Below are 21,991 nucleotides of genomic sequence, written 5' to 3'. Positions count from 1 at the left end.
TTCCGCGCGCGTCGCGGCCCGGCGGCTCGCCGGTCGAGTCCGGCTGCGGGGGCGCCTCGCCGACGAGCGCGGGCTCGCCGCCCGGGTCGAGCCGGGCGGCCGCCACGCCGTCCGGGGGGGTCACATCGTAGGGCTCCGTGGTGTCGTCCGTCGCCGGCGTGTCGTCGAAGCCGAGCCGCGCGCGCGAAGGCGAGCCGGATACCGCGCGGTCGGCGGTCTCCGACGGTCGCCCCTCCCCCCGGTCCGGCGGCGTCAACTCGGGCGCGGGCAGCGGCAGCGCGGGTGCGTCGGCTGCCGCGGCGCGCGCCCCACGCGCCCGGCCGCCGCCCTCGCCGGCGGCCGCCGCCTTCGAGCCCCCCGGCGCGCTCGAAGGCTCGTCGCCGCGCCCATGGGACGGATCGATGCGGACGGCGACCTGCGTCGTGCCGATCGCGTGGCGCAGCGCGTCCGCCAGCGCGCCCGGCGTCGGCAAACGGCGCGCCGGGTCGGCGGCGAATCCGGCGATCAGCTCCTCGGCCAGCTCCGGCCGTCGCAGCGATAGCTGCTCGGCCAGGTCGCGGGGATCCTCGCTGTCGCCCCACGCGTCCCGCCCGCAAGCGAGTTCCGCCAGGATGATCGCCGCCGAATACACGTCGGCCGTCGGCGCCGGAGGCGTGGCCGCCCATGCCTCCGGCGCGACGTAGCGCGCCGCGCGCCCCCACAGCGACCGCGCCGCCGCGCCCGCCGGGTGCCACAGGCCGATCCCGCCGACCTTCAGCAAGCCGGCCACCGTCGCGACGTCGCCGGGCAGGAGCCGGCCGTGGACCAGGCCTTCGTCGTGGGCGACTTGCAGCCCCTCGCACAACCCCGCCGCGTAGTCCAACAGCGCCGCGTCCGCGAGCCCCCCGGCGGCCGGCGCATGCGGCCGGCCCTCGCTGGCGAGCTGCACGACCGCCAGCACGCCATCGCCGACCTCACGCGCGTCGAACACGCGGCGCGCGTGGTGGTTCTTCGTCCGTTTCAGCGCCTCCGCCGCGGCCAGAAACCGGGCGCGGAACTCGGCGTCGCGAGATAGCTCCGGGCGAACCCACCACAGCGCGACGTCGACCTCGACCTCGCGATCGAACGCGCGGTGCGCGACGTAGGCGGGATGCTCGCTCGGGCCGCCGCGGATCACGTAGCGGCCGGCCACGACATCGCCGACGGACAACTGCGTCATCGGTCGCCCGTCGACCCGAAGCCCCCGTCGCCCCGCTGTGTCGCGCCCACCTCGTCGACCTCCACGACCTGCGCGCGGACGACGGGCGCTATCACGAGCTGCGCGATGCGCTCGCCGGGTTCGATCGTCACCGGCGCGTCCCCGAGGTTGACCAACAACACGTGCAGCTCGCCGCGGAAGTCGGCGTCGATCGTACCGGGTGCGTTGACGACGGTGAGCCCGCGGCGCAGCGCGTTGCCGCTGCGCGGGCGGACCTGCCCCTCGTAGCCGTCGGGGATCTCGACGACCCATCCCGTGGGCACGGCCGCGCGGGCGCCGGGCGCCAGGCGCACCGGCGCGTCGACCGCGGCGGCGAGGTCCATCCCCGCCGCCGACGCCGTCATGTAACGCGGCGGCGTCGCGTTGTGGCGAACTCGTTTGACGCGCAGTCGCACCTAACCGACGAAGCGGTTGACGTCCTCGGGCGCTACGTCGAGCGCCTGGCGGCGGCTGAGGCGAATCTTGCCGTCGCGGTCGATGTTGATCACCTTGACGACCATCTCGTCGCCCTCCTCGCACACGTCGGTCACCTTGCGCGTGCGCTCCTCGGCCAGCTCGCTGATGTGGACGAGTCCGTCGGTGCCCGGCATGATCTCGACGAACGCGCCGAACTCGGCGATGCGCTTGACGACGCCCGCGTAGACCTTGCCGAGTTCGGGCTCGACCGTGAGCCCGCGGATGAGGTCGATCGCCTGCTGCAACCCGCGCTCGTTGGCCGACGCGATGTTGACGGTGCCGTCGTCCTCGATGTCGATCTGCGCGCCCGTCTGTTCGACGATGCCGCGGATCGTCTTGCCGCCGGGGCCGATGATGTCGCGGATCTTGTCCGGCTTGACCTTGATCGACACGATGCGCGGCGCGTTGGGCGACAGCTCGTCGCGCGGTGCCGCGATGACCTTGTTCATCTCGCCGAGGATGTGCATCCGGCCGGCCCGAGCCTGGTCGAGCGCCTGCTGCAAGATGTCGCGGGTGAGGCCGCTGACCTTGATGTCCATCTGCAGCGCGGTGATGCCGTCGGCCGTCCCCGTCACCTTGAAGTCCATGTCGCCGATGTGGTCCTCGTCGCCGAGGATGTCGGACAGGACCGCGTAGCGATCGCCCTCCTTCATCAGCCCCATCGCGATGCCGGCGATCGGCGCCTTGATCGGCACGCCGCCGTCCATCAGCGCGAGCGACGCGCCGCACACCGTCGCCATGGACGACGAGCCGTTGGACTCGAGCACTTCGGACACCACGCGGATGGTGTACGGGAAGTCCTCGTACGCCGGCAGCACGCGCTGCACCGAGCGCTCCGCGAGGTGCCCGTGGCCGATCTCCCGGCGACTGGTGCCGCGGAGCGGTTTGACCTCCCCCGTGCAGAAGGGCGGGAAGTTGTAGTGCAGCATGAACCGCTTGCGCTCGTCGCGGTCGCGCAGGGTATCGAGCCGCTGCTCGTCGGAGATCGTGCCCAGCGTGATCGCGGCCATCGCCTGCGTCTCGCCGCGCGTGAACACCGCCGAGCCGTGGACGGCCGGCAGCACGCCGACCTCACACGTGATCGGGCGGATCTCGTCGTGTTTGCGCCCGTCGATGCGCACGCCGTCGAGCGTCGCCGCGCGCGCGACCTCGCGCTTGAGCCGACTGCACGCCTCCTTCACCTCGCCGTCGCGCTCGTGATACGGCGCCCCCTCCGCGCACAGCTTGTCGACGACCTCGGTCACGACGGCCGCGAGCGCGTCGTAGCGCGCGTGCTTTTCTCGTACCGCCAGCGCTGCCTTGGTCTTGTCGAGCGCCAGTTCGCGGACCGCGCGGTACAGGGCCTCGTCCGGCTGGGGGCTGTCGAACGGTCGCTTGGGCTTACCGACGGCCGCGCGGAGTTTCTCCTGGGCGTCGATCAGCGGTTGGACCGACTCGTGGGCGAACATCAGGGCGTCGATGATGAGCGACTCCGACACCTCGTTCATCTCGCCCTCGACCATCGTGATCGCATCGCGCGAAGCCGCGACGATCATGTTGATCGCGCTGTCCTCGATCTGCGGGTAGGTCGGAAACGCGACGAACTTGCCATCGACGTAGCCGACGCGCACGCCGGCGATCGGACCGTTGTAGACCAGATCGGAAATGTGCAACGCGGCGGACGCCCCGGTGATCGCCAGCACCTCGGCCGGGTTGACGCCGTCGAAGCTGAGCACCTGGGCGATGATCTGCGTGTCGTAGCGCCAGCCCTCGGGAAACAGCGGCCGCGACGGCCGATCCATCAGCCGCGCCGCGAGGATCTCCTGCTCCGTGGGGCGGCCTTCGCGCTTGAAGAATCCCCCAGGGATGTGGCCCGCGGCATACGCCCGCTCCTTGTATTCACACGTGAGCGGCAAAAACGGCAGGTCGCGCGTGTCGGACGAGCCCGTGGCGGTGACGAGCAACAGCGTGCCGTCGATACGAATCACGATCGAGCCGCCCGCTTGGCGCGCCCACTTGCCGGTCTCCAACACGACGGTCTTGCCGTCGACCGCGACTTCCTCACGTACAAAACTCATAGCCGTCTCCTCGGTCGCGCTCGAGCCGACGGTCTGCTTTCCCTGGCCTGCCGCCGATCGGCATCGGCGGCACGACAGAAAAGGCAGCGGCAGTCGGTCGAGCTGGGTTGAACCGCGCGGGCGCGCCGCACCTCCACGGGCGCGGCGCCACGCGCGGCGCGAACCCGGGCTCTACTTACGGATGCCCAGGCTCTTGATCAGGTTCGCGTAGCGGTCGTAGTCCTTGCGCTTGAGGTAGTCGAGCAGGCTGCGGCGCTGGCCGACCATCTTGAGCAGACCGCGACGCGAGTGGTGATCCTTTTTGTGGACCTTGCAGTGCTCGGTGAGGTGCGCGATCCGCTGGGTGAGCAGCGCAACCTGGACCTCGGGCGAGCCCGTGTCGGTCTCGTGCGTCCGGTACTTGTCGATCGTCTCCCGCTTGATGACGGGCGAAACACTCATGGTTCGATGTCCTTCGGTTCGGTCTATTCGGGTGGGGCGGCAATTTGGAGGAAAGTCAGCGCGCCGTCAAGCCATACGTGAATACGCGCAGATAGCGGGGGCCGGCCGCACTGCCCTCGACCAGCGCGAGCAGCGCGCCTTCCGGCGTAAGCAGCCGAATTCGCTCGCCTTCCCCGATCTCCCGCACGACCTCGCCCGGCGGCCGGCCGTGTCGCACGTGGCGCACCCGGTCCGCCGGCACCGGCACGGCGCGCAGCCGGTCGACCGCCTCGGCCGGGTCGATCAGATGCGCGCGCAGAGCGGCGGCGTCGAGGCCGGCGAGCGGGACGGCGCGGTCGAGGCCGAACCGGCCGGCGCGGGTGCGGCGCAGCGCCGCCAGGTGCGCGCCGCAGCCGAGCGCCGCGCCCACGTCGGCGACGAGTGAGCGGACGTACGTGCCCTTCGAGCAGACGACCGAGAACGACGCGCGCGGCGGGTCGAACCCGCGCAACGCGAACGAGTCGACCCGCACGCGGCGAGGTGGCCGATCGACGACCTCGCCGGCGCGAGCGAGCTCGTGCAGCCGCCGGCCGTCGCGCTTGACGGCCGAATACATCGGAGGGATCTGGTCGATCTCGCCGACCCATTGCGCCATCGCGCGCTCGAGCGCCGCGCGCGTCATGCCCGACGCATCGGCGGTGCGAACCACCCGCCCCTCTCGGTCGAGGGTATCCGTCTCGACGCCGAGCACCATCTCGCCGTCGTACGCCTTGTCCTCGGCCGTCAGGTACCCCGCCAGCTTCGTCGCCTCGCCGAGGCACACCGGCAGCACGCCGGTCGCCATCGGATCGAGCGTGCCGGTGTGACCGCACCGGCGGACGCCCGCGATGCGCTTGACGCGCGCAACGACCTCCGCGGAGGTCATCCCGGCCGGCTTGTCGATGATCGCGACTCCGTGCACGCCACTGCCCGCCGTCATGGCAACGATGCGATCCACGCGTCGACCGCAGCGAGCCCGTCTCCGTCGACGACTTCAGACGCGATCGGCGGCATGCGGATCGGGCCGCGCGTGGCCATGCGCGCGTGCACCGCGCTCGCCTCGGGGTTGCCGGGCTCGATGAGCGCGGTGACCCCGGCGATCGCGTGCACCGGCGCGACGCCGACGGCGGTCGTATACGCCGGCGTGTCCTCGACGGCGCCGAGCGCGCCGACGGTGAGGTACAGGCGCAGCCCGTGCTCGACGCTCACGTCGGACGTGTCGTTGTGGCACGTGCCGCAGTTGGCGTGCAGATAGCCGAGCGCCGCGGCCGCCGTCGCATCGCCGGGCACGACGAGCGGGGCCGCGGGCGGGTCGGTGATCAGGCCGTCGGCCGCGAGCTGCGTCAGCGACACGCCGGCATCCGCGTGGTCGAGTTGGAGGGCGGAAAACCCGAGCGCCACGTCCGGCACGCGCCCGTGGCACTTGTCGCAGTCACTCACGCTCGGGATGTCGTGGTCGGTGCCGAGAGCGTCCGGTTGACCGTAGGGAGTTGCGATCGCATCGGAGCCGTCCGGCAGCCACGCATAGGCCATCATGAACCACGCATCCGGCGCCGTCTTCATGAGCAGCCGCGTCTCGACCCGGACGCCATCGCGCACGAACTCCTTCCACAGCTTCGTCCCGACGGGAAACCGCCAAAAGTCCATGTCGGCCGTGTCGATCGTGGATCCGGGCGGCAGGTATACCCAGCGGCGCTTGACCGCGCCGTCCGACCACAGCGGGAAGCGGGGCGCATACGCGCGCACCCCGTCGGCCAGCGTCTCGGCAACGACATCGGTGTACAGGCCCGTGTCGCTCAGGCGCATCGGCATGGTCGGATCCGCGTCAGGCGGCGGCGCGTCAGGCGGCGGCGCGTCCACCGGCGCGTCGGCCGCCGCCGCGTCGACCGGCGCCGCCGGCGCGTCGGGCGACCCGGGCGCCGCATCCGGTTCCGACGCGGCGCCGCCACAGGCCATCGCCGACGCGGCGACCGCACAACACATCCACTGCGTCGCTGTCACTCTGCCGATGGTACCGCACCCTCGAGCGCGGCGACGAGCGCGTCTTCGACCACCCGGCGGGCGGTCGGCAGATCGCCGGGTAGCGTGCAGCCGGCGGCGCCGCGGTGGCCGCCCCCTCCGAGTCGCGCGCATACCGCGCCCGCATCGATCGCGCGGCCCTTGGACCGCATCGACACGCGCACTCCGCCGCCCTTGGCCGGTGTGAGCAGCACACCACACTCGACGCCGGCGATGCCGCGCGCGTAGTTGACGACGCCCTCGCTGTCTTCCCACGACGCCTTGACGTCGGCGAGCATCTGCTCGGTGATCTGCAGGAACGCCAGCCGTCCATCGGCGGCCAGTTCGAGCGTGCCGAGGGCCGCCGCCAACAACCGATAGCGCGACACCGGCACATTTTCGTTCATTCGCTCGTGGATCGCCCACGGATCGACGTAGCCGGCGCCGACGAGTTCCGCGGCGAGGTGGAACGCCTCGGCGTTGGCGTTCGAGTAGCTGAACGACCCGGTGTCGGCGACGAGCGACACGAACAACCCCTGCGCCGCCTCCTTCGAGATGCGCCAACCCAACCGTCTCGCGATGCGGGCGACCAGCACGCCGACGCACGCCGCATCCGGATCGCTGACGAACACGTCGCCGAACGGACGGTGACTCGCGTGGTGATCGAGCGCGACGACGGTGCCGGTCACCTCGGGCGCGGGAAACCCGGGGCCGAGCAGTTGCGGGTCGCCGCAGTCGACGACGATCGTGGCGTCGAAGCGCGCGTCGGCAGCCAAGGTGCGCACGAACGACCGCGCGAACGGCAGCCACTTGAGGTTGCGCGGCACGAGATCCTCAGTGAACAGAGTCGGCGTCTTTCCCTGCGAGCGCAACAGCGACGCCAGGGCGACCATCGAGCCGACGCCATCGCCATCCGGCCCACGATGCGTGGCGAGCAAGATCGTGTCGGCGCGGCGAATCACGTCGACCGCTCGGTCGAATGGCGTCATCGCGTCCTCCGCGACGACCGCGGCCAGCCGTTCGGCGACCTCGGCCGTCGGGTCCCAGTCGAACGTCAGCTTGGGCGCTCGGCCGATCCCGAGGCGGCGGCCGAGCGTCGACCGGAGGAACCCCGACGCGGCGGCCAACCCCTCGAGTGCCTCGGCACGGGGACCGTCCTCGGTCGACACGAACGACACGTACACGCGCGCCGCGCTGCCGTCGCGGTTCAGTTCGACGCGGCTGACGCCGACGAGTCCTGCCGCGTGGACTCGAGGATCCTTGACCTCCGTCGCGATGACCGCGGCGAGTTCGTCGCGGATCGCGGCGGCACGCCTCTGCTGGCTCGCGCGCCCGCTCACTCGAACTTCCCCTCCATCCACTGCTCCGCGGCGAAATCGATGTCGTCGAACTGCATCACGCGGCGATCCTCGTCGACGACGTCGGCGAGTCCCTGCGCGGCGATGAAGCGAGCCACCCCGTCGAGGACGCGGTCACAGTGCGGCGCGTCAGCGGCAACGACGGCAAACCCGAGCACGGCCCGGTTGTATGCGTCGTGCAAGTCCACCTCGGCCACATGTACCTTCCATTTTGCTGCGGTTCGATCCTTGATGCGCCGCAGGATCGACCGCTTGTCCTTGAGGGTGTGCGCCGGTGTGGCCAGCAGCAATCTGCACACGCCGACGTACACGGGCTACTCCAGCGTCGCGGCCTCCTCGACGATCTCGTAGGCCTCGACGATGTCTCCGACCTGGATGTCGTTGAAGCCGTCGATCATCAGGCCGCACTCGTAGCCCTGGTCGACCTCGTTGACGTCGTCCTTGAAGCGCTTGAGTTGCCCGACGCGGCCCTCGTAGACCTGGACCGAGTCGCGGATGACGCGCAACAGCGACTTGCGCTGGATCTTGCCCTCGGTGACGTAGCAGCCGGCGACGGTACCGACCTTCGAGATGTTGAAGGTCTGACGCACTTCGAGCTTTCCGACCTCCTTTTCCTTCTTGATCGGCGCCAGCAGGCCCGCCATCGCCGCCTTCACCTCGTCGAGCGCCTCGTAGATCACGTTGTACAGCTTGATCTCGACGCCCTCCTGCTCGGCGTGTTTGGCCGCCTTGCCCGCCGGCCGCACGTGGAAGCCGACGATGATCGCGCCGCCCGCCTTGGCCAGGTTGACGTCGGTTTCCGTGATCCCGCCCACGCCGGCCGAGATCACGTTGACGCTCACCTTCTCGGTCGACAGCTTCTGCAGCGCGTCCTTGAGCGCCTCGGCCGACCCCTGCACGTCCGCCTTGAGCACGACCTTGAGCTCTTTCTGGTCGCCCGTCTGGATCTTCTCCATGATGTTTTCGAGCGACAGCTTGCTCGACGCGGCCAGTTCCTTCTTGCGCTTCTGGTCGCGGCGGTGCTCGACGACCCGCTTGGCGGTCTTTTCGTCCGTGACGTGGAACGTGTCGCCGGCATCCGGCACGCCGTCGAGACCGAGGATCTCGACCGGCATCGACGGCCCGGCTTCCTTCACGTTATCGCCCTTGTCGTCGAGCATGGCGCGCACCTTGCCCATGATCTCGCCCGCGACGACGATGTCGCCGACGTGCAACGTGCCCTGCTGGACGAGCGCCGTGGCGACCGGGCCGCGCGCGCGATCCAGCCGCGCCTCGATCACGACGCCGCTGGCCGGCTTGTCCGGGTTCGCCTTGAGTTCGAGCAGCTCCGCTTGCAGCGCGATCGCCTCGAGCAGCTTGTCGATGTTCAGCTTCTTGAGCGCCGAGATCTCCACGTACTGCGTGTCCCCGCCCCACTCCTCCGGGATGAGTTCGTGCTCCGCAAGCTGCTGGCGCACGCGCTCGGGCTGGGCGTTCGGCGCGTCGATCTTGTTGACCGCCACGATGATCGGAACGCCGGCATCCTTGGCGTGGCTGAGCGCTTCGATCGTCTGCGGCATCACGCCGTCGTCGGCCGCACACACGAGCACGACGATATCGGTGACCTGCGCGCCGCGCGCGCGCATCTGGGTGAACGCGGCGTGGCCGGGCGTGTCGAGGAACACCAGCTCGCCCATGTCGGGGACGGGCACGCGATACGCCGCGATGTGCTGCGTGATGCCGCCGGCCTCGCCCGCGGCGACGCGCGAATTTCGGATCGCATCGAGCAACGTCGTCTTGCCGTGGTCGACGTGGCCCATGACGGTCACAACCGCCGGGCGCGGGCGCAACGCCTCCTCCGGATCCGGCGCGCTGGTGAGCACTGCCTCCTCCTGGAAGGCGACATTCTGCACCTCGTAGCCGAACTCGGACGCGATGATGTTGGCGGTCTCGAAGTCGATGGTCGCGTTGATGTTCACGCCGACCATGCCGCTGGACCACAGCTTGCGCAGCAGCTCGGTGGCCTTGATGCCCATCTGCTTGGCGAGGTCCTGCACTGCGATGCTGTCTTCGATCTTGATGACGCGCTTGTGCTCGGCCGGCGTCGTGATCTGCGTCGCCTTGCCCTTCTTGCCCGGAGGCGCCTTCCGCTTGTGGCGCGACTCGGCTCGCCGGCCGCCGCGCCGCTCCTGCGGTTGGAACCGGCGCCGCGCCTCCTGCGGGGTCGGCGCCCGCTCGGTGATCTTGATGCGAGTCATCGGCAGGGAGATCACCGAGCCGACCTCGGGGCGACCGTCCGGCCGCGGCCGCGACAGCGCGAGTTCCTCCTGCTTCTTGCGCTGGCGCTCGGCCTCGCGCGCAGCCGCGCGCTGGCGCGCCAGCTCCAGCTCGCGCTCGAACCGGCTGCGCGGGTCGTCGCCCGCCGCGGGCGCCGCCGGCGCGACCGCCGCCTCCGCCGCGGGCTCGTCGGCCGCCGGCTCCACCGGCTTGGCGGGCGCCTCCGCGGCGACCGGTGGCGCGGGCGCCGGCTCCGGCGCGGCCTCGGGCGCAGGCTCCGCCGGCGGCTCCTGTGCGGGCGCCGCGGGAGCCGCGGGAGCGGATGCGTCGGCGGGCGCGGCCGGCTCGACGGCCGGAGGCGTCGCCTCGGTCTCGGGCTCCGCCACCGGCTTGGCGGCGACGCGGCGGCGCACCGCCGGCTTCGGCGCCTCGGTGGCCGCCGGCACCTCGGCGGCGGACGGCTCCGCGGCGGACGGTTCTGCGGCGGACGGCTCCGCGACCGGCGCCTCCGTCTTGGGCGCTTCGACCTTGGCTGCGTCCGCGACCTTCGCTCGCTTGCTGCGGCGGCGAAGCACCGTCGACGACAGCCGCTGCGTCACCGTGTTGGCAAGCCGCTCGTTTTCGATCGAGCGCTTGACGCGGTCCACGTCATCGGCGTCGAGGGAACTCATGTGGTTGTTCACCTCGAGGCCCATGGCCCGGATCTTCATGATCAGATCCTTGTTCGGGATTCCGACTTCCCGAGCGATTTCGTAAACGCGCATTCGTGCTCCGGTACTCATTGCCGCCGTGATTCGATCGCTATTTCGCCCATCAACTGGTCGAGGAGCAAGTGCTGACTGTCCGTCGGGATCGCGCCGCCCAACCGAAGCCCCCGAGCGAGGCCGCGGCCGCGCACCGCGCGAGTCGCGCACACCGGATCCGCGTGGACGTACGCGCCCCGGCCCGGCCGCTTGCGCATCGGATCGACCACGGGGCGCCCCTGGTCGACCGCGATGCGGACCAGGCGCTCCTGCGCATCGCGCCGGCGACAGCCGACGCACGTGCGGATCGGTATGTGCTTGCCGGTCATCGCGAATCGTCGAAGATTACGCCTCCGCGCCTTGTTCTGCCTCCGGTTCCGCGCCGGCGGCCGGCGGCGGCGCCGGCTCGTCCTCCGGCTCCGGCGCGTCGGCCGGGATCGCTCCGGTCCACACGCCCGCGCGATGACGCAGACGCCGCGCCTCGTTGCGGTCGGTGCCGGCCGCCTCGGCCACGACGTCGAAATCGGTGGCGCGCGCGAGCCGCTCGACGGTGAGGCCGGCCGCGAGGAGGCGATCGGCCATCTCCTCGGTCATCCCCGGCAGCTCGAGCAGCTTGTCCTTGTCGGACAGTTTGGCGCGCCGTTCCGCCTCCTTGCGCGCCGCTGCCTGCCGCTTCTTCTCGGCGTCGATGAACGCGCGCGCGCCGTCGATGATCGCCTGCGCGCGTTCCTCGGTGTCGATGCCGGGAACGGCCGCGAGTTCCGACGTCACGGCATGCGCGATGTCGTGCACCGACCGCCAGCCGAGCTTGAACACGGCCTGCGCCAGCTCGTCGTCCATCCCTTCAATCGACGCGATCTGGCGCTTGGCGCGCGTCTCCAGTTCGCGGATCTTGCTCTCGGAGTGAATGTCGATCCGCCAGCCGGTGAGCTGCGATGCCAGCCGCACGTTTTGCCCCTTTTTGCCGATCGCGAGCGACAGCTTGTCATCGGGCACGACCAGCTCCATCCGGTGGCCCTCCGCGTCGATGATGACGCGCGTCACCTCGGCCGGTGCGATCGCGTTGCACACGAACCGCGCCGGATCCGGATCGTACGGCACGATGTCGATCTTTTCGCCGCGCAGCTCCTGAACGACCGCCTGCACGCGCGACCCCTTCATGCCGACGCACGCGCCGACCGGGTCCACGTCGCGGTCGCGCGACGACACCGCGATCTTGGCGCGCGCCCCGGGCTCGCGCGCGGACGACTCGATGCGGACGATTTTTTCGTAGATCTCGGGGACCTCCTGCTCGAACAGCTTTTCGAGCAGCCCCTTGTGCGTGCGCGACAGGATGATCTGCGGGCCGCGCGCCGACCGGTCGATGTCCAGCACGTACGCCTTGATCGGATCGCCGGCGCGGTACGACTCGCGCTGGACTTGCTCCCGGACCGGCAACACCGCCTCCGCCTTGCCGAGGTCGACGATGATGTTGCCGCGCTCGAACCGCCGCACGGTCCCGGTGATGAGCTCGCCCTTGCGGTCCTTGAACTCCTTGTAGACGTTGTCGCGCTCGGCCTCGCGCACCCGCTGGTAGATGACCTGCTTGGCGGTTTGCGCGGCGATGCGGCCGAACTTCTTGTGGGCGCCCTGCAGGTCGATCAGCGGGCCGAACTTCGCGTCTTGTTCGGCGGCGCGGTCGGCGTGCTCGGCCTTGTAGAACACCTGGAACAGCAGTTCGTCGCCGACCTCTGCCTCGAGCCCGTGCGCCAGCGCATCCTTGATATTGATCTCGCGGCCCGGCTCGGGATCGCCGTCTACGACGTTCATGATGAGGAACAGATCGACGTCGCCCGTCTCCTCATTGAATTGCGCTTCCAATTCGCGGTGTGCGCCGAACGTCTTCTTTGCGGCGGTGAGGATCGCCTGCTCGAGCGCCTGGACGAGAACCGAGCGGTCGATGTTCTTGTCCTTGCCGACCTGGTCGATGACCATGTTGAGGTTGGGTTGCATGTGACTCATCCTTTCGACACGTGTCGGGTGCCGGTCTTGAGCACCTCGTCCCAGTCGGGGACCAAGCGGGCGGAGCGCAGGTCCGCCAGCGGCAATCGATAGACGCGGCCGTCGTCGACGCGCACCGCCACCGTGTCGCCGTCGACCTCGACGATCTCGCCCTTGAAGTTGCGACGACCGTCGAGGCCCCGGTCGAGCGCGAGCTTGGCCGTCGAACCGACCGCCCGGCGAAAGTGCTCGGCGGTGCGCAACGGGCGGCTGATTCCGGGCGACGACACCTCGAGGTGATACGCGTGGGGCACCGGGTCCTCGACGTCGAGCACCGGGCCGAGTTCGCGGCTCACGCGCTCGCAGTCGTCGAAGCCGATCGGCGCGGCCTGGCGCGCGCCGGCGTGGTCGATGAACACGCGCACGACCCATCCGTGCGACTCGCGGCGATACTCGACGTCGACGAGTTCGTAGCCCGCCGCTTCGACGACGGGTTCGCACAGGGCGAGCAGTTTGGCCGTGATCGAGTTCGTGGGCATCAATAAAAAAGGGCGGGTGATGGACCCGCCCTGTAGAATCCAGGGAAGTTCCAGAATGTGGAACTCCAACTACCACGCTCCCGGCGGGGTTGCAAGCCCCGCGTGTTTTCGTGAAGAATCGAGGCGTCGATGGCCGAGCCGACCGTGACCGTCGCCGCGGTGCAGCTGTGCGCGACCGAGGACGTGGACCGCAACCTCGCGGAATGCCGCCGGTGGGTGGCCGAGGCGGCCTCCCGCGGCGCCCGCCTGGTCGCCCTGCCCGAGTGTTATGCGTTCTTGGGCCGCGACGAAGCGCAAAAGCGCGCGATCGCGGAGGTGCTCGACGAGGCGTCCCCCGGGCCGATCCTGGCGGCGACGCGCGAGTGGGCGCGCGACCACCGCGTGTGGCTCATCGGCGGCGGGATGGCCGAGCGGCCGGCGGGCGACGCCGCCGGCGACAAGGTCTACAACACCCTGGTGGTGTTCGCGCCGGACGGCCGGCTCGCCGCCGCCTATCGGAAAATCCACCTGTTCGACGTCGACATCCCGGGCGGAGCCACCCTGCGCGAATCGGACTCGACGCTGGCGGGCGACGAGGTCGTGACCGTCGCGACGCCGCTTGGCGTGTTGGGACTGTCGATCTGCTACGACCTGCGCTTCCCCGAGCTGTACCGGCGGCTGGTCGATCAGGGGGCCGAGATCCTCGCCATCCCGTCGGCGTTCACCGCGTTCACGGGGGCGGCGCACTGGCACGTGTTGGTGCGCGCCCGCGCGATCGAGAATCAGGCGTTCGTCGTCGCGCCGGCCCAGGTCGGACGCCACAACGACCGCCGCGAGAGCTACGGCCACTCGCTGATCGTCGATCCGTGGGGGGGCGTGCTCGCCGAGTGCGACGGGGCACATCCCGGCATCGCGGTGGCGGAGATCGACCTCGACGTGCTGCGCACCCGGCGCGCGCAGATGCCGTGCCTCGAGCACCGGCGATTCTGACCGGGAGCGCGCGACGCGGCGCCAGCCCGCGCGATGCCACTCGCGACGCGGCAGCAGCGGTCCGCCGCGAACCCGGGCCACGCCGGCGCCGGCGCCGTGGATGGCGGCCGCGGCGGCGCGCATCGCACCCGCCGAGCGCGGGCGGACGCAACCCGGCGGAGAGCACCGCGCGCCGCGGTTGCCGGCGGCCTCATCGCGGCGCGGCGACGGCCGCGCCATCGGCGGGCGCCGTTCGGCTCGCCGCCGGCGCGCCGGCGTCGGCTGCGGCCGGGAACATCGCGCGCAGGTCGACCTCGTCGGCCGGCACGAGTTGCCAGTCCGCCGGGAGATTGGGATCGCGGGCGGCCGGCGCGGGGGAACGAGCGGCCGGCGGCGCATCGGTGGGCGGTTCGAAGCTGCCGATGAACCGCGACACGCCCTCGGCGCAGTCGTTTTTGAGCACGACGACCGCGACGAGCATGATCGCGAGAAACGCGATCCGAAACAGATCGGCCCATACCCACCGCATGCTCCGGCCGCGCGGCAGTCGCGGCACGGGGTCGAGGTCGCCGGCGCGCACGCGGCGGCGGCCGGCGCCGGCGCCAGCCGGAGCCCCGCCCGCGGGGACGCCGTCCTCTGGGCGCTCGTCGGTCACGCGCGAGTTGTATCACACGGCGCCGGCGCCACGATCCGGGGCCGTGCCGCCGTCGGTTGACCGCGAGTTCGACCGCGCGCGCCCCGTTCCGCTCGGTCATCGACGGAGCGCTCGTCGGTCACGCGCGAGGTGCCTCACACGACGCCCGCGCCGCTATCCGGGGCTGTGCCGCAGTCGTTTGACCGCGAGTTCGACCGCGCGCGCCCCGTTCCACTCGTTGATCGACGGGCGAAACGCGACATCCACCACGGCGCCCTCGCCCGGGTCGTCGCCCGCCTGCCCGAAGGCGATGGCGCCGAACTCGCGGCCGCCGGCGCCCGCCAGCCGCAGCTTGAGGTGCGTGCCGTCCTCGCCCACCGCGCGGCTGTCGACCACGGTGAGCCCGCGCGCGAGGAGCACCGGTTCCGGGTTGCCTTCGCCAAACGGGGCGAGTCGATCCAGCTCCGCCACGAGCCCCTCGTCGAGCTCCGCGAGGGTCACCTCGGCGTCGATCCAGGCGTCGCTCCGGGCGTCCCCGTCGCCGGAGTCGCCGGGCGACGTCGCCCCGGGATCGCCGGCGTCGGCGCCGTCTCGCTGGGCGGCGACCGCCTCGGCGATCGCCGCGCGCAGCGCGTCGATGCGATCGCGGTGGACGGTGAGCCCCGCCGCGCCCGCGTGGCCGCCGAACCGGTCGACCAAGCCCTCGCACGCTTCCAGCACCCGATACAGGTGGACCTCGCCGGCCGCTCGGCCCGACCCCCGGGCGACGCCCGTGTCCGGGTCGATCGCGAGCGCGAACGCCGGCCGCCGATAGCGCTCGGCGAGCTTCGCCGCGACGATCCCGACGACGCCGCTGGGCCAGCCCTCGCCAGCCACGACGATCGCGGGCCCGTCGCACGCGGCCTCGGCCTGCGCCTCGGCCTCGGCGAGCACCTCCGCCTGGATCGACCGCCGCTCGTCGTTGCACGCCTCGAGCGCGTCGGCCCAGCGGTCGGCTTCGCGCGCATCGCGCGACAACAGCAGGGCCAGCGCCGGCGCGGCATCGCCGAGGCGACCCGGCGCGTTCAGCCGCGGGCTGAGCCGCCAGCCGACGACGCGCTCGGTGACCGGCGCGTCGGCCGCACCGGCGCGCTCGAGCAACGCCGCCAGCCCGGGCCGTTGCCGCCGCGACGCGACGCGCAGGCCGGCCGCCGCGAGGATGCGGTTTTCGTCGACCAGCGGCACCACGTCACAGATCGTGCCGAGCGCGACGAGGTCGAGCAGGTCGCGCACGTCGGGGCGCGGCCGGTCGCCGGTGAAATGGCCGGCGCGGTCCAGCGCGGTGCGCAGCGCGCCGGCCAGATAGAACGCGAGCCCGACGGACGCCATCTTGCGAAACGGGAACGTCGAGTCGGCGCGCAGTGGGTTGATGAGCGCGAGCGCCGGGTGGCGCCCGGTTGCCGGCGGCACGGTGTGATGGTCGACGACGATCACGTCGATGCCGAGGGACCGGGCGTGGGCGATCGCGTCGACGTCCGACGTGCCGCAGTCGCCGACGACGACGACGCTGCACTGCTGTTCGGCGAAGTGAGCGACGTCCGCCGTGCCGAACCCGTAGCCCGCGTCGCGGCGCGCCACCCGCGGCACCGGCGCCGCGCCGACTTGCCGCAGGAACCCGGTGAGCAGCGCACAGGTGGTGACGCCGTCGACGTCGTAGTCGCCGAACACGCCGACGCGCTCGGTCGCGCGCGCAGCCCGCGCGAGCCGATCGACCGCGACGTCGAAGTCGGCCAGCCCGTCGGGCGGGCGCAGCGCCGACAGGCGCGGATCGAGAAACGCGCGCGCGGAGGCGACGTCGAATCCGCGGGCGGCGAGGCAGCGAGCCGTCGCCGGGCGAACGTCGAGCGCGGCCGCCAGAGCGGCGACGGCGGACGCATCGACGGGGCGAGGCTCCCACACGGTGCGGACACTGTAGCGGGCGGCTGTGACATCGGCGCCGCGTGTGCGCGTCCGTGCGAAGTCCCGGGACGGTCGACGCCAGACGCGCCCGGCGCTGCCCTCCCGGACACCGGCGCGGCGAGACGTCGCGCCGGCCGCGCGCACCGGCGTCCCCCGCGGGCCGTCCCCCCGGCGACCGCACGCCACGACCCACGGCCCGGCCCCCGATGCGGAATCGCTCCTCGGCGGCACGGCCCCCGCCTGCGCCGCCGCGGCCCCCGGCCAAGATGTCACCAACGGCACTACGCACACGCCCCCCGCGCGCGAACGGCGGCGCGCTCCCGAGGGGCTGGCGTGGCGCCGGCCGGATCGGGTTCGCGCAGCGCCTCACGGTTTGGAGAAGCAGCAGCGGAAGACCCCGCCGCCGACGCCCGCCGGCAGATCCATCGTCGAGCACCCCGACCTCACGGGCGCCGCGATCGCCAGACCGCACGCCTGCCCGCCGGCGCTGACCGCGGCCAACTCTCCGGTGGAACTCAACGAGCACTGCAGCGAGTAGGTGCTCTGATCGACCGCGCACAACAGGGTCGTCGCCTCGACGCTCTCGTCCGAACACGTCATCACGAAGGTCCCTGCCTCCACCACCGGCCCGCTCGGCGACGCCTGCCGCGTCCAGTTGACCAGCACGTCGGCCGCCGCGTACGCGCAGCCGGTCCCGATGCCGTCGCCGGTGCAGAAGTCGGCCGTGCACCGATCGCCGTCGTCGCACAGCGCGTCGTCGGGCGTGAACGTGCACGCGCCGGTCGCCGGATCGCAGTCGTCGCGCGTGCACGCGATCATGTCGTCGCACACGACGGGCGTGCCCGGCTGGCACCCGCTCGTCGTGCACGTCTCGACTCCGTTGCACAGGTCGCCGTCGTCGCACAGCGCGTCGTCGGGCGTGAACGTGCAGCCGGTCGCCGGGTCGCAGCCGTCGCGTGTGCACGCAACGAAGTCGTCGCACACCGGCGGGTCTCCCGCGCTACACCCCGTCTCGGTGCACACCTCCGCCCCGTTGCACAGGTCGCCGTCGTCGCACAGCGCGTCGTCGGGCGTGAACACGCACGCGCCGGTCGCCGGGTCGCAGTCGTCGCGCGTGCACGCAACGAAGTCGTCGCACACGACGGGCGTGCCCGGCTGGCACCCGCTCGTCGTGCACGTCTCGACCCCGTTGCACAGGTCGCCGTCGTCGCACTGCGCGTCGTCGGGCGTCGCCTTGCACCCGGTCGCCGGATCGCACTCGTCCACCGTGCACGGGACGCCGTCGTCGCACACCAGCGGCTCTCCCGCGATGCACCCCGTCTCGGTGCACATTTCCGCCCCGTTGCACACGTCGCCGTCGTCGCACCGCGCGTCGTCGGGCGTGAACGTGCATCCGGTCGCCGGGTCGCACGCGTCCACCGTGCACGGAACGCCGTCGTCGCACGCGGCGTCGACCGGCGAATGCGCACACGCGCCGAGGCTCGAGTCGCACGAATCGTCCGTACACGCGATGCCGTCGTCGCAGTCGGGCGGCGTCCCGGGGACGCACCGGCCCGGCGTGCCCGCGCACTGCTCGGTCCCGTTGCAAAACTCCCCGTCGTCGCACTGCTCCGGTCCGGAGCACGCGCGCGCGACGCAGCCGTCCACCGGGTCGCAGGTCGGCGTGTCGCCGCCGCACCGGGTGTGGTCCGGCACGTGCGCGCACCGGTCCCCGTCGTCGTCGCACAGGTCCTCCGTGCACGCGACACCGTCGTCGCAGTCGGGCGGGTCGCCCGGCACGCACACGCCCCCCGCGCACTGCTCGATGCCGTTGCAGAACATGAGGTCGTCGCAGTCGTCGCCCCCGCGGCAGCTGGCGGCGTCGAGGGCGGTGGCGTCGTGGGTCGCCGCGTCGATGCGCGCGGCATCCGCGGGCCGCGCCGCATCGGCCGGGTCGGCGACCTCGCCACACGCGGCGACCGCGACGGCCGCGAGTCCCCACCACAGCGTCCGCATGGGTCGACGGTAGCACAGCCCCCGGCGGCGGCGTGCAACCTCCGTCACGGCGACGAGGCCGCGGCGCCCCGCCCGCGCCGCACCCCGCCGCACGTTGGCCGCGCGGCCCCGCCCGCGCCCGGCCGCACGTTGGCCGCGGCGCCCCTCGCTCCCCGCGCGCGGGCGCGGTACGCTGCCCCCATGCCTGACGCTGCTGCGGAACGCGACCGCCTGTCCGACCTGACCGCCGACGAGCTGCGCGTGCTGGCCGGGCTGGTGCGCCTGGCCGTGCGCACCGACGGCGCGCTCACCGACGACGAGCGCGACGAGATCACCCACATCGCCAACGAGGCCGGCGGCGATACGTTCTGGGACCTGCTGGACGAGGCGGCCGAGCAGAGCCCCCGTGCGATCCTGGACGCGGCGAGCCGGGTCACGGCGCGCGACGCGCAGGAGATGATCTACGGAGCGCTGTACGAGCTGTCACAGCGCGAGAGCATCGACGCGGGCGAACTCGAGATCCTCGATCGCCTCGCGGCGCTGTGGAACCTCGACATTCGCGACGTCGGCGACGACGCGGCAGACGTGGCCGACGACGACGCCTGACCGGCTGCGCGGAAGGAGCCACCGGCACGGGGGAGTGCCGCTCGGCCCTCCCGCCCCCGCTACCGCGCCTTCTTTGCGGCCGGGGCCGAGAAGTACTTGTTGTGGATCAGCAGCACGATCGGCGATGCGATGAAGATCGACGAGTAGGTGCCGACCACGACGCCGACGTTCATCGCGAACGCGAAGTCTCGCACCAGACCGGTGCCGAACACGTTCATCATCAGCGTGACGACGAATACGGTCAGTGATGTCAACAGCGTGCGCGACAGCGTCTCGTTGAGCGAGATGTTGATCACGCGCGGGAACTTCTTGTCCTTGAGACGCGACGCGTTTTCGCGAATGCGGTCGAAGATCACCACGGTGTCGTTGACGGAATAGCCGATGACGGTGAGCAACGCGGCGACCGTCGTGAGCGACACGTCCGTCCACGTGACGGCGAACGCGCCGACGACGAGCATGGCATCGTGAAGCAGCGCGACGACGGCGCCGGGCGCGTAGCGCACGTCGAACCGCACGACCAGATACAGCATGATGAGCAACATCGCGTAGAACAGCGACTTGATGCCGTCGTTGCGCAGTTGCGCGCCCGCCTTGGCGCCGACGCCGTAGACCTGGACGACCGTCGCGTCGATGTCCGGCAACGCCTTTTCGATGGCCAGCTCGTACTGGCGATCGACGCCCCAGATCGCGAACCGCGCATTGTACTCGCCGGTCCCCTCCTCGGCGGTCGCGAAGTCCGCCGCGGCTTCCCCCCACGGCTTCATCTCGAGACCGATCGACTGGAAGAACGCCGCGACCTCGGCCTCGTCGAACGGCGCGGTCGACCTGACGAACATCGTGTCGCCCGACCAGCTCACCTTGAGGATCTTGCGCTGGTCGGTCTCGAACTTGGCGACGAACTGCTCCGCGTACCCCGCCTGCTTGTCCTCGTCGATCGCGCCGAAGTCCGGCGTGCGCACGCGCAGGCCTTCGACGGTCACGCGCTCGCCGTTCGGACCGGGTACGGTCCACACGTAGTCGGACACTTCGACGCCGTCGAACCCGGCCTTGGTCAGCGCGTCGCGGATGACGCCGGGATCGACCTTGCGGCCGTCGGCGCCGGCCGCCTTCGCCTCGGCGCCGGCGCCCTTGTCGGTGAAGCGAAAGATGATCTCGGTGCCCCCCCGGAAGTCGATCGCCCAGTTGAGGATCGACCCGCGGGTGGACTTGTTGACGAACAGCATCCCGATGCTGGCCGCGATGGCGAGCACCGAGATCGTCACCCACAGCCGGGTCTTGCCGACGAACTCGAAGTTGGTCCCGGGCGGGATCAGCTCGCGGAACGGTTTGTGCGTGGAAGCCATGTCAGATTCCGATGACCTTGCGGCGCGAAATGTAGATCTCGAAGAACCGCCGCGTGCACCAGTACGCGGTAAACAGCGTGCAGAAGATGCCGATGAGCAGCATCGTGGCGAACCCCTGAATCGGGCCGGACCCGTAGTTGTACAGCACGTAGCCGGCGGCCGCAGTCGTCAGCTGCCCGTCGAGGATGGCCGTGAATGCGCGGTCGAACCCGGCATCGACGGCACCGCGAACCGACTTGCCCGCTCGCAGTTCGTCGCGGATGCGTTCGTACACGATGATGTTCGCGTCCACCGCCATACCGACGGTGAGCACCAACGCGGCGATGCCGGGCAGCGTCAGCTCCGCGCCCAGCGCGGCGAGCACCGCGAGCATGAACAGCAGGTTGAGCGCCAGTGCGAGGATCGAAATCATGCCGGACGTTCGGTAGACCCACAGCATGATGACGACCACCAACGCGCTGCCCAGCAGGAACGAGAACTTCGCCTTGTCGACGGCGTCGCGGCCGAGCGTCGGCCCGAGAATCGACTCCGACTGCTCGCGAAGCGGCGCCGGCAGCGATCCCGTGCGCAGCACCGCCACGAGATCCTCGGCCTCCTTTTGGATCTGGCGGATGTCGGAGCCGCCCATCGTGATCGTCGAGCTGCCGCCGGTGATCGCGGTCTGGATGACCGGCGCCGAGCTGACGGTGTCGTCCAGGATGATCGCCATCTTGCGGCCGACGTTCTTCGACGTGAGTTCGCCGAACCGGCGGCCGCCCCACCGGTTGAACCGCACGAGCACCTCGGGGCGGTTCGTGGTCGGGTTGAACACCACGTCCGCCCGCGACACGGCCGCGCCGCTGAGTTCGACCGTCCGGTGCAGGTAGTAGGTGCGCCACTCCGGCGGCTCGGTCGCTCCCGGCAGCTGCGGCAGCTGCTCGTAGGCGATCTGGTGGTTTTCGTCCGGCTTGAGCTCCGGCTTTTCGGCGAACAGCTGCGCCAGATACTCCTCGATCACCTGGCGGCCCGTGATCTCGCACTCGAACTTGCCGTCCTTCTCCGGCTTGTCGACCGCCCAGCAGCCGCGCCGCCGGGCCTCGGCCTCGTCGACCCACTGCGTGCGATTCTTCGCCTTGAGGTAGGTGTCGTTGAACCGGTTGCCCGACTCGTCGTGCACCCACGTCTCGGTGTCGAACTCGATCCCGAGTTCCTTGGCGCGGTCGTCCGCGGCGACCGCCCGCGCGAGCTTTTTCATGTACTCGCTGTCGTTGTCGACGATTTTGAACTCGAGCTTGGCCGTCCGCTTGATGATCGTCTTGACGCGCTCGATGGACTGATCGTCGAGGCCGGGTAGCTCGACGATGATGTCGTCGCCCTTGCGGACGATGCTCGGCTCCGCGATGCCGCGCGAGTTGACGCGGTCGCGCACCGTCTTGATCGCCTGCTCGAGCGCCGACTCCTTGATGCGATCGGCGTAATCGGACGA

General features: G+C 71.1%; 19 protein-coding genes. 2 read left to right on the top strand and 17 right to left on the bottom strand.

Annotated features, from left to right (window positions below; genetic code table 11):
- The 12 genes from D6689_16715 to D6689_16660 form a co-directional block, all read right to left on the bottom strand.
- Positions 1-1,198 (bottom strand): hypothetical protein (locus D6689_16715; protein ID RMH39415.1); only part of this gene is annotated, 1,198 nt, incomplete at its 3' end.
- Positions 1,195-1,632 (bottom strand): dUTP diphosphatase, encoded by a 438-nt coding sequence (locus D6689_16710; GenBank protein ID RMH39414.1) that lies wholly within the window; start codon positions 1,630-1,632, stop codon positions 1,195-1,197. The genes D6689_16710 and D6689_16715, both read right to left, overlap by 4 nt.
- Positions 1,633-3,750, bottom strand: coding sequence for a polyribonucleotide nucleotidyltransferase (gene pnp, locus D6689_16705; protein RMH39413.1), 2,118 nt, complete (start codon positions 3,748-3,750; stop codon positions 1,633-1,635).
- A 171-nt stretch (positions 3,751-3,921) separates the two neighbouring features.
- Complete coding sequence (locus D6689_16700) at positions 3,922-4,191, bottom strand: 30S ribosomal protein S15 (GenBank protein ID RMH39412.1); 270 nt, start codon at positions 4,189-4,191, stop codon at positions 3,922-3,924.
- Positions 4,192-4,246: 55 nt separating this feature from the next.
- Complete coding sequence (truB, locus tag D6689_16695; protein RMH39416.1) at positions 4,247-5,131, bottom strand: tRNA pseudouridine(55) synthase TruB; 885 nt, start codon at positions 5,129-5,131, stop codon at positions 4,247-4,249.
- 14 nt (positions 5,132-5,145) lie between these two features.
- Positions 5,146-6,210 (bottom strand): hypothetical protein, encoded by a 1,065-nt coding sequence (locus D6689_16690; protein RMH39411.1) that lies wholly within the window; start codon positions 6,208-6,210, stop codon positions 5,146-5,148.
- Positions 6,207-7,568 carry a 30S ribosome-binding factor RbfA gene (gene rbfA / locus D6689_16685; GenBank protein ID RMH39410.1) on the bottom strand — a complete coding sequence of 454 codons (1,362 nt, stop codon included), beginning with the start codon at positions 7,566-7,568 and terminating at the stop codon, positions 6,207-6,209. Before rbfA ends, D6689_16690 begins: the two co-directional genes overlap by 4 nt.
- Positions 7,544-7,876, bottom strand: a complete 333-nt coding sequence (locus tag D6689_16680) for a DUF503 domain-containing protein (protein ID RMH39409.1) — start codon at positions 7,874-7,876, stop codon at positions 7,544-7,546. Before D6689_16680 ends, rbfA begins: the two co-directional genes overlap by 25 nt.
- Before the next feature lie 3 nt (positions 7,877-7,879).
- Entirely contained in the window at positions 7,880-10,603 is a 2,724-nt protein-coding gene (locus D6689_16675; GenBank protein ID RMH39408.1) for a translation initiation factor IF-2, read from the bottom strand.
- Positions 10,600-10,893 carry a YlxR family protein gene (locus D6689_16670; GenBank protein ID RMH39407.1) on the bottom strand — a complete coding sequence of 98 codons (294 nt, stop codon included), beginning with the start codon at positions 10,891-10,893 and terminating at the stop codon, positions 10,600-10,602. The genes D6689_16675 and D6689_16670 overlap by 4 nt, the downstream gene beginning before the upstream one ends.
- 16 nt (positions 10,894-10,909) lie before the next feature.
- A complete protein-coding gene (gene nusA / locus D6689_16665) occupies positions 10,910-12,556 on the bottom strand; it encodes a transcription termination/antitermination protein NusA (GenBank protein RMH39406.1) in 1,647 nt (548 codons plus the stop codon).
- Positions 12,557-12,561: 5 nt separating this feature from the next.
- On the bottom strand, positions 12,562-13,083 hold the full coding sequence (locus tag D6689_16660; protein ID RMH39405.1) for a ribosome maturation factor RimP: 522 nt from the start codon (positions 13,081-13,083) through the stop codon (positions 12,562-12,564).
- Between the two features lie 129 nt (positions 13,084-13,212).
- Between D6689_16660 and D6689_16655 the strand changes: the two genes are divergently transcribed.
- Positions 13,213-14,052 (top strand): carbon-nitrogen hydrolase family protein, encoded by an 840-nt coding sequence (locus tag D6689_16655; protein ID RMH39404.1) that lies wholly within the window; start codon positions 13,213-13,215, stop codon positions 14,050-14,052.
- 190 nt (positions 14,053-14,242) lie between these two features.
- On the opposite strand, the gene D6689_16650 is transcribed toward D6689_16655, so the two are convergent.
- From D6689_16650 to D6689_16640, 3 genes are all read right to left on the bottom strand, one after another.
- The gene (locus tag D6689_16650) at positions 14,243-14,686 is read right to left on the bottom strand and encodes a hypothetical protein (GenBank protein ID RMH39403.1); all 444 of its coding nucleotides are present in this window, start codon (positions 14,684-14,686) and stop codon (positions 14,243-14,245) included.
- Between the two features lie 153 nt (positions 14,687-14,839).
- Complete coding sequence (gene recJ, locus D6689_16645) at positions 14,840-16,894, bottom strand: single-stranded-DNA-specific exonuclease RecJ (protein RMH39402.1); 2,055 nt, start codon at positions 16,892-16,894, stop codon at positions 14,840-14,842.
- Positions 16,895-16,969: 75 nt separating this feature from the next.
- Positions 16,970-18,598, bottom strand: coding sequence for a hypothetical protein (locus D6689_16640; GenBank protein ID RMH39401.1), 1,629 nt, complete (start codon positions 18,596-18,598; stop codon positions 16,970-16,972).
- Positions 18,599-18,778: 180 nt separating this feature from the next.
- Between D6689_16640 and D6689_16635 the strand changes: the two genes are divergently transcribed.
- Positions 18,779-19,183: a hypothetical protein gene (locus D6689_16635; protein ID RMH39400.1), complete on the top strand. Its 405-nt coding sequence runs from the start codon at positions 18,779-18,781 to the stop codon at positions 19,181-19,183.
- A 59-nt stretch (positions 19,184-19,242) separates the two neighbouring features.
- Here D6689_16635 and secF read toward each other — a convergent pair whose 3' ends face one another.
- Both secF and secD read right to left on the bottom strand, forming a co-directional pair.
- Positions 19,243-20,526, bottom strand: coding sequence for a protein translocase subunit SecF (gene secF / locus D6689_16630; protein RMH39399.1), 1,284 nt, complete (start codon positions 20,524-20,526; stop codon positions 19,243-19,245).
- A 1-nt stretch (position 20,527) separates the two neighbouring features.
- The coding region (secD, locus tag D6689_16625) for a protein translocase subunit SecD (GenBank protein ID RMH39398.1) at positions 20,528-21,991 on the bottom strand (1,464 nt) is incomplete at its 5' end.

It is taken from the genome of Deltaproteobacteria bacterium (assembly GCA_003696105.1).
Taxonomy (GTDB): domain Bacteria; phylum Myxococcota_A; class Polyangia; order Haliangiales; family J016; genus J016.
The sequence above is the reverse complement of the archived record's forward strand: the minus strand, read 5'-3'. Positions and strand labels throughout refer to the sequence as shown.